General features: G+C 63.6%; 10 protein-coding genes. 7 read left to right on the top strand and 3 right to left on the bottom strand.

The features are described 5' to 3' along the window. The 4 genes from hemH to AC56QQ_RS08800 all read left to right on the top strand — a co-directional run bounded on the left by hemH (nucleotide 1) and on the right by AC56QQ_RS08800 (nucleotide 3968). Nucleotides 1-1065 carry a ferrochelatase gene (gene hemH, locus AC56QQ_RS08815; RefSeq protein WP_489863110.1) on the top strand — a complete coding sequence of 355 codons (1065 nt, stop codon included), beginning with the start codon at nucleotides 1-3 and terminating at the stop codon, nucleotides 1063-1065. 131 nt (nucleotides 1066-1196) lie between these two features. Further along, on the top strand, nucleotides 1197-2408 hold the full coding sequence (locus AC56QQ_RS08810; RefSeq protein ID WP_497126459.1) for an NAD(P)/FAD-dependent oxidoreductase: 1212 nt from the start codon (nucleotides 1197-1199) through the stop codon (nucleotides 2406-2408). A gap of 121 nt (nucleotides 2409-2529) precedes the next feature. Continuing rightward, nucleotides 2530-3480 carry an SPFH domain-containing protein gene (locus tag AC56QQ_RS08805; protein WP_091577846.1) on the top strand — a complete coding sequence of 317 codons (951 nt, stop codon included), beginning with the start codon at nucleotides 2530-2532 and terminating at the stop codon, nucleotides 3478-3480. Nucleotides 3481-3503: 23 nt separating this feature from the next. Next, on the top strand, nucleotides 3504-3968 hold the full coding sequence (locus tag AC56QQ_RS08800; protein ID WP_497126457.1) for an NfeD family protein: 465 nt from the start codon (nucleotides 3504-3506) through the stop codon (nucleotides 3966-3968). Nucleotides 3969-3972: 4 nt separating this feature from the next. Here AC56QQ_RS08800 and AC56QQ_RS08795 read toward each other — a convergent pair whose 3' ends face one another. After that, nucleotides 3973-4974, bottom strand: a complete 1002-nt coding sequence (locus tag AC56QQ_RS08795) for a KpsF/GutQ family sugar-phosphate isomerase (protein ID WP_489863114.1) — start codon at nucleotides 4972-4974, stop codon at nucleotides 3973-3975. A 254-nt stretch (nucleotides 4975-5228) separates the two neighbouring features. Here AC56QQ_RS08795 and AC56QQ_RS08790 point away from each other — a divergent pair, with 254 nt between their 5' ends. Continuing rightward, nucleotides 5229-7013, top strand: a complete 1785-nt coding sequence (locus tag AC56QQ_RS08790) for an outer membrane beta-barrel protein (RefSeq protein ID WP_497126455.1) — start codon at nucleotides 5229-5231, stop codon at nucleotides 7011-7013. A gap of 164 nt (nucleotides 7014-7177) precedes the next feature. Here AC56QQ_RS08790 and galU read toward each other — a convergent pair whose 3' ends face one another. Beyond that, the gene (gene galU, locus AC56QQ_RS08785) at nucleotides 7178-8083 is read right to left on the bottom strand and encodes a UTP--glucose-1-phosphate uridylyltransferase GalU (RefSeq protein ID WP_497126453.1); all 906 of its coding nucleotides are present in this window, start codon (nucleotides 8081-8083) and stop codon (nucleotides 7178-7180) included. A gap of 211 nt (nucleotides 8084-8294) precedes the next feature. On the opposite strand from galU, the gene AC56QQ_RS08780 reads away from it, so the two are divergent. Together AC56QQ_RS08780 and AC56QQ_RS08775 are read left to right on the top strand one after the other, a co-directional pair. Continuing rightward, nucleotides 8295-9518, top strand: a complete 1224-nt coding sequence (locus tag AC56QQ_RS08780) for a lytic murein transglycosylase (protein WP_091578067.1) — start codon at nucleotides 8295-8297, stop codon at nucleotides 9516-9518. Nucleotides 9519-9646: 128 nt separating this feature from the next. Continuing rightward, nucleotides 9647-10870 carry an SGNH/GDSL hydrolase family protein gene (locus AC56QQ_RS08775; protein ID WP_497126451.1) on the top strand — a complete coding sequence of 408 codons (1224 nt, stop codon included), beginning with the start codon at nucleotides 9647-9649 and terminating at the stop codon, nucleotides 10868-10870. Nucleotides 10871-10949: 79 nt separating this feature from the next. Here the strand turns inward: AC56QQ_RS08775 and AC56QQ_RS08770 are convergent, their stop codons facing one another. After that, the gene (locus tag AC56QQ_RS08770; protein ID WP_489863117.1) at nucleotides 10950-12404 is read right to left on the bottom strand and encodes a glutamate synthase subunit beta; all 1455 of its coding nucleotides are present in this window, start codon (nucleotides 12402-12404) and stop codon (nucleotides 10950-10952) included. Nucleotides 12405-12444: the final 40 nt, after the last annotated feature.

The following is a 12444-nucleotide window of genomic DNA, read 5'->3' as shown; positions in this document are numbered from 1 at the left end:
ATGACGCTTTCCACCCCTGTCGATCCCAAAGCCGCGAAGGCCGTAGGCCCGTTGCCGGCCGGACATCCGCCGGTCAAGGCTGGCAAGATCGGCGTCATGCTGATCAATCTCGGCACGCCCGACGGCACCGATTTCAAGTCGATGTGGCGTTATCTCAGGGAATTCCTGTCCGACCCGCGCGTCATCGAACTCAACAGGGCGATCTGGTATCCGATCCTCTATGGCCTGGTGCTCACCGCGCGACCGAAGAAGTCCGGTGCCAACTATGCCCGGATCTGGAACCAGGAGAGGAACGAGTCGCCGCTGCGCACCTACACCCGTGCCCAGGGCGAAAAGCTGGCCGAGGCGCTCGCCGACCTGCCCAATGTCGTCGTCGACTGGGCGATGCGCTATGGCAATCCTTCGACCGCGAGCGTGGCCCAGGGACTGGTCGACAAGGGCTGCGACCGCATCCTGTCGTTCCCGCTCTATCCGCAATACTCGGCGACCACCACCGCCACCGCCAATGACCAGCTTTTTCGTGCCTTGATGAAGATGCGGGCAGCGCCGGCCATCCGCAGCGTGCCGCCTTACCATGACGAGCCCGTCTATATCGAAGCGCTCGCCCGTTCGATCGAGCGGCATCTGGCGACGCTGGATTTCGAACCTGAGGTGGTCATCGCCTCCTATCACGGCATCCCAAAACCTTATTTCGAGAAGGGCGATCCCTATCATTGCCACTGCCAGAAGACGACGCGGCTGTTGCGCGAACGGCTCGGTTGGAGCGAGAAGAAGCTGATCATCACCTTCCAGTCGCGCTTCGGCGCACAGGAATGGCTGCAGCCCTATACCGACAAGACGGTGGAGAAACTGGCCAAGGATGGCGTGAAGTCGATCGCTATTGTCAATCCCGGCTTTTCGGTCGACTGCATCGAGACGCTGGACGAAATCGGCCGCGAGGCGGCCGAGACCTTCCACCATGCCGGCGGCAAGAACTTCGCCCACATCCCGTGCCTCAACGACAGTGCCGAGGGTATGGCGGTGATCGAGGCGATGGTGCGGCGCGAATTGTCCGGCTGGGCATAGGCAATTTCAGGAAAAGTGTGAAACGGTTTTCCGTCCGGAATTGCCTCAAACAAAGAGTTGGAGCGGCTCGCCGATCTGACACCGGAACCACGCATGCTTCGGAGCGTTGAGCCGCACCTCCGGAGAATTCAATGTCTCGTAAACTCGACCTAAGAACCGGCCGGCCCGTCTGGTCCGCCTATCGGGCGCCTGCTGTGCCGACGGATAGTCTGACAAGAGACGTGAAGACCGACGTGCTGGTCGTCGGCATGGGCGTCAGCGGTGCCATGATCGCCGAGGCGCTGACGGCCGACGGCCATTCGGTGATCTGCATCGACCGCCGGGGTCCGCTGAAAGGCTCGACCCCCGCGACCACAGCGCTGGTGCAGTTCGAAATCGACCAGCCGCTTACGACGCTCTCGAAGATGATCGGCAAGGGCGCGGCCGAGCAGGCCTGGCGCCGCTCGCGGCTTGCCGTCTCCAGTCTCGCCGCCCGCATTGCCGAACTCGGCATCAATTGCGGTCCGAGCCGCACCCAGTCACTCTATCTCGCTGGCACGGTGCTCGGCCCGTCGGAACTGCGCGAGGAAGCCGACGCGCGTCGGCAAGCAGGCATCGCCGCGACCTATCTCACGCCGGCACCGCTGGCCGAGACATTCGGCATCGACCGCGACGGTGCCATCCTCAGCCATGGCAACATCGCGCTCGACCCGCGCAAGCTGACGGCAGGTCTGCTGCTCAAGGCGCTCGAGCGCAAGGCACGCTTCTACGCCCCCGTCGAAGCGACGACGATCGAGGACAGCGCCGACGAGGTGGTCGTCTCGACCAGGGATGGCCGGACCATCACCGCCCGGCATGTTGTTCTGGCCACCGGTTACGAACTGGTCGACGTCGTGCCGGCCGCGGCCCACCAGATCATCTCGACATGGGCGATGGCGACACGCTCGCAATCGCGAAAGATCTGGCCGCGGGCGGCGTTCATCTGGGAGGCTTCGGACCCGTACCTCTATATGCGCGCGACAGCCGACGGCAGGGTCATCTGCGGCGGCGAGGACGAGGATTTTGTCGACGAGACGCGGCGAGATGGCCTGATCGCCGACAAGAGCGCGCGGATATCCGAGAAGCTTGGCCGGCTGTTTCCGCATCTCGATGTCAGGCCCGAATTCGCCTGGACCGGTTCTTTCGGCACCACAACCACCGGCCTGCCCTATATCGGCGCCATTCCCAGGCACCCCCGCATCCACGCCGTCATGGGCTACGGCGGCAACGGCATCACCTTTTCACAGATCGCGTCGGAGATTGTCTCGGCCTCGATCAACGGGCTGGAAGATACGGATGCAAGGCTGTTTGCCTTCAACCGCTGATCGCAAACCCATAAACAATCCCTTATCACCTGATTGTAACGCTCCTGAAACACACTTAAGTCTTTGGTGAAGTCGGCCGCGCGAGAATGGCTCGCGCGGCCGACGTCTGAGGGAGAGCCAAATGGATTTCAGTGGTTTTGATATCGCGGTCATTGTTCTGGTCGCGCTTGTCGTGCTGGTGCTGTTCAAGGGCATCAAGACAATTCCGCAAGGCTATAACTATACCGTCGAACGTTTTGGCCGTTACACCAAGACACTGAGCCCCGGCCTCAACCTCATCATGCCCTTCGTCGACCGCGTCGGCGCCAAGATGAACATGATGGAACAGGTGCTCGACGTTCCGAGCCAGGAGATCATCACCCGCGACAACGCCATCGTCGGTGTCGATGGCATCGCCTTCTACCAGATTCTCAATGCGGCACAGGCCGCCTACCAGGTTGCCGGCTTGCAGAACGCCATCCTCAACCTGACGATGACCAACATCCGTACGGTCATGGGTTCGATGGACCTCGACGAGCTGTTGTCCAACCGCGACGCCATCAACGAGCGGCTGCTGCGCGTCGTCGACGAAGCCGCGCATCCGTGGGGCATCAAGATCACCCGCGTCGAGATCAAGGACATCAACCCGCCGGCCAATCTGATCGAATCGATGGGCCGGCAGATGACCGCGGAGCGCAACAAGCGCGCGCAGATCCTCGCTGCCGAGGGTCTAAAACAGTCGCAGATCCTCGAGGCCGAGGGCCGCAAGGAAGCAGCCTTCCGCGACGCCGAGGCTCGCGAGCGCTCGGCCGAAGCGGAGGCCCGCGCCACGCAGGTGGTGTCGGAAGCGATTTCCAAGGGCGACGTGCAGGCGCTCAACTACTTCGTCGCGCAGAAATATACCGAGGCGCTGGGCAAGATCGGCACGGCCACCAACAGCAAGATCGTGCTGATGCCCTTCGAGGCGTCGTCGCTGATCGGCTCGCTCGGCGGCATCGGCGAGATCGCCAAGGAGGTCTTCCGCAGCGAAGGCACGACCGGTGCGCAACGGCAGGCCGCGCGCCCGCCAGTCGTGCGCCCAACCGACAACTGATGTCTCCAACATAGGAGAACGCCATGATCGATCGTGTCATTTCCGAACTCGGCCCGTGGAACTGGATGGTTCTCGGCTTCGTCCTGCTGGTGATGGAAATCATCGCGCCGGGCATCTTCATGCTGTGGATCGGCATCGCCGCAATTCTGATCGGCGCCGTGTCGCTGTTGCTCTGGGATGCTGGCTTCTGGACCTGGCAGGTTCAGGTCCTCGCCTTCCTGGCGCTGTCGCTGGTCTCGGCCTATGTCGGCAAGAGACTGGTGGGTGGTCGCGACGAACCGACCGATCAGCCGCTCCTCAACAGGCGCGGCGCGCAGATGGTTGGCAAGACGGCCACGCTTGCCGAGCCGATCGCCAACGGGCGCGGCCGCATCAAGCTGGGCGATACGCTGTGGCGTGTCTCCGGCCCGGACCTGCCGGCTGGCACGCAGGTGCGGGTGACGGCTGCGGCCGACACGGATCTGGAACTGACAGTAGAGCCGGTCTGAGCTCTCAGGCCGCGCCGATGCGCAGGAGATCGTGCAGATGGACCAGGCCGACCGGTTGCTTGCCCTCCACCACCATCAGGCTGGTGATGGCCGAATTGTTGATCGTCTGTAATGCCGTTGCCACCAGCGTGTCAGGTGCCGCCGTCTTCGGCTTTCTTGTCATCACCTGATCCACCGTCATTGCCAGCAGGTTGCTGCCAATGTGACGCCTTATGTCGCCATCGGTGATGATGCCGACCAGCGCGCCGTCAGCGTCAGTGATCGCCACGCAGCCAAATCCCTTGCGCGACAGTTCCATGATCGCGTCCTGCATGCCGGTGCCCGAGGCCACCAGCGGCAGCCTGTCACCGACATGCATGATCTCGCGGATCTGCGTCAGGTTGGCGCCGAGCTGGCCGCCCGGGTGGAAGGTGCGGAAATGGTCCGGCGTGAAGCCGCGGGCCTCAAGCAAGGCGATCGCCAGCGCGTCGCCCATCACCAGTTGCAGCAGTGTCGACGTCGTCGGCGCCAGGCCGTGCGGACAGGCTTCCTGAGCCCGGGGCAGCAGCAGCACCACATCCGCCGCCCGCGCCAGCGCCGACGTCTCTCCGGCAGTGATCGCAATCAGCGGAATGGAGAACCGCCTGGAATAGGCGACGATGCCGTTGAGTTCCTTGCTCTCGCCCGACCACGACATGGCGATGATGGCGTCGTCCCTGGCAATCATGCCGAGATCGCCATGATTGGCTTCGGACGGATGGACAAAGAAAGCCGGCGTGCCGGTCGAAGCCAGCGTCGCCGCGATCTTCGAACCGATATGACCGCTTTTGCCGACACCGGTGACGATGACCCGGCCTTCGATTCTTGACACGGTGTCGACGGCCTGGGCGAAAGGCGCGGCCAGTCCGTTCTCGAGCGCCTCCGCGAGTGCCGCGACACCAGCCTGTTCGGTTGCCACCGTTCTCAGCGCCGAAGCGATCGACGCTTGCCTGTCCAAAGGCTTCTTATCGAGGGATCCCGCATGCATGGATGATGCGATTAGCGCTTTGCCGCCCGCCTGTCCAACAGAAATGCCGCCGATGCGTATCGCCCGAGACTGTGCGGTGGTGGTCTGGGCTAACGGCAGTCATGAAAACAAGAGGCCTGACGCAAGCCGCATGTATCGGTGTGGAAATCGGCGGTCGAGGCTGCCGGCGAGTCGCCGCCTCAACCCTCCGTTAACCATCCCCATTTACGGTTCGGTAAGTATGGCGCGCGTGCGCCGCGCAAGCAGTGGTGGCGATGTCCGGGGCCCAGCCAGAAGGATCAAGAGGACGAAGGGGCAAGGCGGCCTGCGCCTTGCTGCTGGCGACCAGCATGCTTGCCTTGCTGCGCCCGGCGCCCCTCCATGCCCAGGAAACGGAACTGCGTGGCGAGGTCTCGGAATCGGCGATCCTGTCCGATCAGCAGCGCAAGGCGAGAAAACTGGCTCTTGCCAGGCAGGCGCAGCAGGCATCGGCCGACGCGGCGCAGGACAACGCACCGGCGCGAACCTACCTGCCGGCCAGCGCCGGCGCCGTGCCTGACGACACGAACACCAACGACGTGACCGCGACCGGCAGTGTTTTCGATCCTCCGGCTGCCACCGACGACACGTCCACCGACACCTCGGCACCGCCGAAGCCTCGCCGCCCATCGACTGCCAGGCAAAAGGAGGCGGACAAGGCCAAGGCCGCCGACAAATCGAAGAAGAAGAAGTCGACGACCGCGGCCACGGACGCCACCACCATCACCGGCGCCACTGCGGCCGCGGCCGACAACGCCGACAATACCGACACGGATCAGGCGGCCAATCGCCGCGCCCTCACCGTCGACAGCGCCGACCGGCAGAAGCTCGACCCCGGCGCCGAACGCACCGCGTCCATTGAAGGCCAGAACAAGAAGGTCGAGGACGATCCCTTTGCCGCCACCGGCATCAAGTGGGGCTCCTTCGTCATACGGCCGACGATCGAGCAGGGCCTCACCGCCACGTCGAACGGCGATTCGAGCAATGCCGGCAAGTCGGCGCTGTTGTCCGAGACGGCGCTGCGCTTTTCCGCCGCCTCGGACTGGCGCGAGAACTCGGCGACGATCAACGGCTACGGCCTTTTCCGCGAGACCGTATCGGGTTACCCGGTTCATAATGCGCAGGGCCGCATCGAAGGCCAGCTCAACGTCGACCTCGACAACGAGTTGCGTGCCATCGCCAAGCTCGGCTACGAGGCCGTACCGGAATCGGCCTCGTCGCCGGACGCCATTGCCGGTGTCTCCTCACAGCCGCTGCGGCAGACCGTGAACGGCAGCCTCGGCATCGAGAAGGATGTCGGCAAGATGCGCTATGCGTTGACCGGCGCGGTCGAGCACGACTTCTATGGCGACGCCAAGCTTTCGGACGGCACCTCGTTGTCGCAGAAGGATCGCGACTCCACGCTCTATACAGCGACCTTGCGGACCGGCTACGAAATCTCCCCCGCCATCACCCCCTTCACCGAGATCGAGGTCGGTCGCCGGACCTATGATCTCCGCTTCGACACCGATGGCTTCGAACGCTCCTCGACACGGCTCGGCGCGCGCGCCGGCCTGCGGCTGGACATGGGCGAGAAGCTTTCCGGCGAATTCTCGGCCGGCTGGCTGAGGGAAGCGATCGACGACGACCGGCTGGAGGCGATCTCGGGCGCGACCATGAACGCCGACCTCAAATGGTCGCCGGAACGCGGCACCACGATCGGCTTGACCGGGAAGACCACCGTCGAAGGCACGACCACCGCCGGGCAAAGCGGCGACATCCTCTATTCAGGTCGCTTGACGGGCGAACGGCAGATACGCGCCAACCTGACCGGAAATGCGGCTCTGGGCCTGGACTGGCGCGACTATATCGGCATCGTCGGCCACGACATGACCTTGAGCGCCGAAGCCGGGGTGACGTGGTGGCTGAACCGCTATGCCGGCCTGACCACAAGGGTGAGAACCGAAAAGCTGACCAGCAACCTGCCCGGCCGCGACTACACCGCCAACAGCATCTACCTGGGCGTGAAAGTGCAGCGCTGAGCCGCTGGCGCACCAACGCCAGGAATGTGCTGAGCTTCAGGTCAGGGCCGCGCCGAGAATGGTGGGATCCGAGGACCAGAGCGCAGCGTACTCAAAGTAAGTGAGCACCGAAAAGGCGGGAAGCCGCCATTCGCTGGCCGGCATCACCCGGATATCAATATATCCTAGAAGGCCGCGCCGCGCCGCTCCGATGGTTTTATCTCATCGAGCAGCGTGCGGATGACGCCAGCCATGTTCTCGTTCATGTCGCTGCGCCACAGCGCGAAGGCGACATTGGCCTCGACAAAACCCTCCGGCGATCCGCAGTCAAAGGTACGGCCCTGATAGTGGTAGCCATAGAAGGGCTGCTGCTTTTCCAGCTTCAGCATGGCGTCCGTGAGCTGGATCTCGTTGCCAGCACCTTTTTCCTGGTCTTCGAGTATCTTGAAGATCTCGGGCTGCAGGATGTAGCGCCCATTGATGTAAAGGTTGGACGGTGCTGTGCCGGTCTTCGGCTTCTCCACCATCTCGGTAATGCGGAAGCCGTTATGCGTATCCTCGCCGCGACCGACGATGCCGTATTTGTGGGTCTCTGCCGGGTCGCACTCCTGCACGGCAATGATGTTGTTGCCGGTTTCCTCGTAGAGCTCGACCATGGACTTCATGCAGCTCTTTTCCGACTGCATGATCATGTCGGGCAACAACAGCGCGAAGGGCTCGTCGCCAACCAGCTCTCGCGCGCACCAGACGGCATGGCCGAGGCCCATCGGCACCTGCTGGCGGGTAAAGCTGGTTTGGCCCGGCGCCGGCTGCAGTCGCTGCAGGCGGGCAAGCTGCTCGTCCTTGCCGCGCTGCGCCAGCGTGTCATAGAGCTCGAACTGGATATCGAAATGGTCTTCTATGACTGCCTTGTTGCGGCCGGTCACGAAGATGAAATGCTCGATGCCCGCCTCGCGCGCCTCGTCGACGACATACTGGATGACCGGCCTGTCGACGACGGTCAGCATTTCCTTGGGAACAGCCTTGGTGGCCGGGAGAAACCGCGTGCCGAGGCCGGCGACCGGGAAAACTGCCTTGCGAACTCTCTTCATGCTTTCAATTATCCGTTTGCTGGCCGGCTCCGCAATCCCTGTCTCGCGACATTTTCACGCCGGAATTGAAGATTACTGGGGCGGGTAAGGGAAATTTGCACCGGTTAAAGCATCGAGGTGTCTTTTCGTTCCAGGCGACACCTATGGTAAACTAATTCCTAACCCGGTTCGGCGATGAATGGTCTTTCCTGAGACAGAGAAGGAGGAAAACATGTCCGTTCGCAATGCCGCAAAACGTTTGACCAGCGTCATGACGGCCGCCAGCCTCTCGCTCGCTCTGCTGATGCCTGCCGGGCCTGCCTTCGCCGATGCCGGTTTCCGGCAATGGGTCGCCGGGTTCCGCGCCACTGCCGTGCAAAGCGGCGTTTCGGGCGCCCTTTACGACCAGGCCTTCAGGGACATCAAGGACATTGACCCGGTGGTGCTGGAAAAAGCGCGCACGCAACCCGAATTCACCGCGCCTGCCTGGGACTATTTCGACAACCGCGTCCACGACCAATCTGTCGCCGTCGGCCAGCAGATGGCCAAGAAGTGGAAGCCATGGCTGGACAGGATCGAGGCAAGGTTCGGCGTCGACCGCTATATTCTGCTCGCCATCTGGTCGATGGAATCGAACTATGGCGAGATCCTCAAGCGCGATGACATCATGCGCAATGTCGTGCGTTCGCTGGCGACTTTGGCCTATGCCGATCCGAAACGCGCGAAATTCGCCCGCACGCAGCTGATCGCCGCGCTGAAGATCCTGCAGACCGGCGATATCGACGAAAGCCATCTGAGCGGGTCCTGGGCCGGCGCCATGGGCCACACCCAGTTCATCCCGACCAGCTATCAGCACTATGCCGTCGACATGGACGGCAATGGCAAGCGCGACATCTGGAACTCGATCCCCGATGCGCTGGCGACCGCCGCCAACCTCTTGAAGAAGAACGGCTGGCAGGCCGGCAAGACCTGGGGCTATGAAGTCACCCTGCCGGCCGGCAAACTTCCCGCCGGATCGAAAACGCTGGCGCAGTGGCAGGCACTCGGCGTCGTCAGGGCCAACGGCAAGCCGTTCAAGAACGGCACCGACAAGGCGACGCTGAAAGTGCCGGATGGCCGCGGTGGGCCAGCCTTCCTGATGATCAAGAATTTCTCGGTCATCAAGGCCTACAACAACGCCGACAAATATGCGCTTGCGGTTGGTCTGCTTGCCGACGAAATCGCCGGCTCCAGCGGTCTTGTGCAGGACTGGAAGCGGCCCTTCACCAAGCTCACTTTCGAGGAAAGGCAGGAGCTGCAGAAGCGGCTTTCCCAGCACGGCCTTTACGACGGCAAGTTCGACGGCAAGATCGGCGATGGCTCGAAGACCGCCATCATGGCCTTCCAGGCCAAGGCCGGCTTGACCCAGGACGGCTATCCGAGCATGGAAGTGCTGAAGTGGCTCCGGCAGAAATAGAGCCACCTGCGGTGCCGTGCGGCCTTTCGGACGCGCAAAGGACACTGTAGCAATCTGATTGGCGCAAGGTTCTCCTGGAAGTCGATGCGATTTTTCGGGGGGAAGTGCGCCAGGGATGGAGGAAACGATTGGCTTCGGCTGCGCGCATCGCAAGGCTTGTTCGTCGCGTGCCGGTGCTGATTCTGGCCGTCGTCCTGCTCACCGTCGGTGTTGCGGCGACCCTCCACAGCCCGGCCGTGGCCCAGGAACAGCAGCAAAGCCGTGGCTGGTCGTTGCGCGATCTCTTGTTTCCGCGCCGCAGCGAGCGGATCGAGCCGCCGCTCGACATCCAGCAGGCGAAGCCAAAGCCGCGCAAGCCCCGCGTCCCGCGTGCGCCGGCCGAGCCAGAGACGCCGATCGTCGAGAAGGCGCCTGATGCCCGCACCGTCCTGGTGGTCGGCGACTTCATGGCGGCCGGCCTTGCCGAAGGCCTCGACACCGCCTTTGGCGAAAACGCCGGCATCAGGATCGTCGCTCGCTCCAATGGCTCGTCCGGCTTCGTGCGGGACGACTTCTACAACTGGCCCGAACAGATCAAGTCGCTGATCGAGACTGAAAAACCCGCCGCCGTGGTCGTCATGCTGGGATCCAACGACCGCCAGCAGATGAAGGTGGGCGACGTGCGCGAACAGCCTCGGTCCGAGAACTGGACCAAGGAGTATGAGCACCGAACCGACGCGCTCGGCAAAGCCATCGCGGAGGCCAAGGTGCCTTTCCTGTGGGTCGGTATGCCGGCGTTCCGGGTGCCGAAGATGACCTCCGACATGCTTGCCTTCAACGACATCTACCGTCAGGCGGCCGAGGCTCATGGCGGCGAATTCGTCGACGTCTGGGATGGGTTCGTCGACGAGAACGGTGCCTTCGTCACCAGCGGCCCCGACATGAACGGCCAGCCCGTTCGGCTGCGCGCCGATGACGGCATCAACGTGTCGAAGGCCGGCAAGCGCAAGCTCGCCTTCTACACTGAAAAATCGCTGTTGAAGATCCTGGGCCTGACCGCGCCGGGAAGCCCGGTCACGGCCGCTCCGGCGGGCGCTCCCGTCGAGGCGCCGGCGCCTGCCGCGGCGCCCATCGTCATCGACCGCACCGCGCCGATGCTGCTCAGCGATCCGGCGCTCGACGGCGGTTCCGAACTGCTGGGCGCGGCACCACCGGCAAAGGCCAATCCGAACCTGCCCGGCGAAAAACTGGTGGTCGAGGGCAAGGCATCGCAGGCTTCGCCCGGCCGCGCCGACGATTTCTCGTGGCCGCCCAACGCAAATCCGGCGGCCACCGCCGCCGCGGTCGATACGACGACGGCGGTCAATCCTTAGGGCCGCGGACCCCTCGGAGGCGGTTACGAAGCTCGCTCCTGCCAGTCATATGACCGCGGGAGTAGAGTCTCCAACGGGCTCAGCGAGGCAATACGCTCGACCCCATCAGCGCCTCGTCGATCGAACGCGCCGCCTGGCGGCCCTCGCGGATCGCCCAGACGACCAGCGATTGGCCACGACGCACGTCTCCCGCTGCGTAGAGCCTGTCGACGCTGGTCCTGTAGTCGCGGTCATTGGCCTCGACGTTGCGCGAACGGCGGCTGTCGGTGGCGATCTTCATCTGCCCGTCCAGCTCCGACACCACCCCGGCGGCGGCCGGCCCGGCAAAGCCGATGGCGATGAAGGCAAGATCGGCGCGGATGACGAATTCGGTGCCGGGGATCGGCTTGCGCTTGTCGTCGACCTCGCAGCATTTGACGCCGGTCAGTTGGCCCTCTTCGCCGATGAACTCGAGCGTCGCCACCTGGAATTCGCGCTCCGCCCCTTCCGCCTGTGAGGACGAGGTGCGCATCTTGGTCGCCCAGTAGGGCCAGACCGAAAGCTTGTCTTCCTTCTCCGGCGGCTGCGGACGGATATCGAGCTGAGTGACGCGCACCGCACCCTGGCGGAAGGCGGTGCCGACACAGTCGGACGCGGTATCGCCACCGCCGACGACGACGACATGCTGGCCACCGGCGATGATCGGATGCGACGGCCAAGCCACCGACTGGATCGGCTCGCCGCCGACGCGCCTGTTCTGCTGCACCAGATAGGGCATCGCGTCATGCACGCCGCCGAGATCATCGCCCGGAATGCCGGCCGCGCGTGGGGTTTCGGAACCGCCGCAGTACAACACGGCATCATGTTCAGCGAGCAATTCGGCAACCGGCTTGTCGACACCGACATTGACGTCGCAGTGGAAGGTCACGCCCTCGCCCTGCATCTGCTCGATGCGCCGGTCGATATAGTGCTTCTCGATCTTGAAGTCGGGGATGCCGTAGCGCATCAGCCCGCCGGGCCGGCTCTCGCGCTCGTAGACATGCACGTCATGGCCGGCGCGGCCAAGCTGTTGGGCGGCAGCCATGCCGGCTGGACCGGAGCCGATGATGGCGACGCGCTTGCCGGTCTTCTTTTCCGGCGGATAGGGCCTGATGTGACCGGTCTCGTAGGCCTTGTCGGCGATCGCCTGCTCCACCGTCTTGATGGCGACGGGAATGTCTTCGAGGTTCAACGTGCAGGCTTCCTCGCAGGGCGCGGGGCAGATGCGGCCGGTGAATTCCGGGAAGTTGTTGGTCGAATGCAGGTTGCGGATCGCGTTGTCCCAGTCGCCATTGTAGACGAGGTCGTTCCAGTCGGGGATCTGGTTGTGGATCGGGCAGCCCGTCGGCCCGTGGCAGAACGGAATGCCGCAATCCATGCAGCGCGCGGCCTGTTTCTCGACCTCCTTGTCCGACATCGGCAGCGTGAACTCACGGAAATGCCGGATGCGGTCGGAGGCCGGCTGGTACTTGTGCACCTGCCGGTCGATTTCGAGAAAGCCTGTTACCTTGCCCATAGTCCAGTTCCTGCTGTCCAGATGGTGCGGTTTCGCCGCA

The sequence above is a fragment of the Mesorhizobium sp. RCAM 05099 genome (genome assembly GCF_059683685.1).
This window is presented reverse-complemented; position numbering and strand designations above follow the sequence as displayed.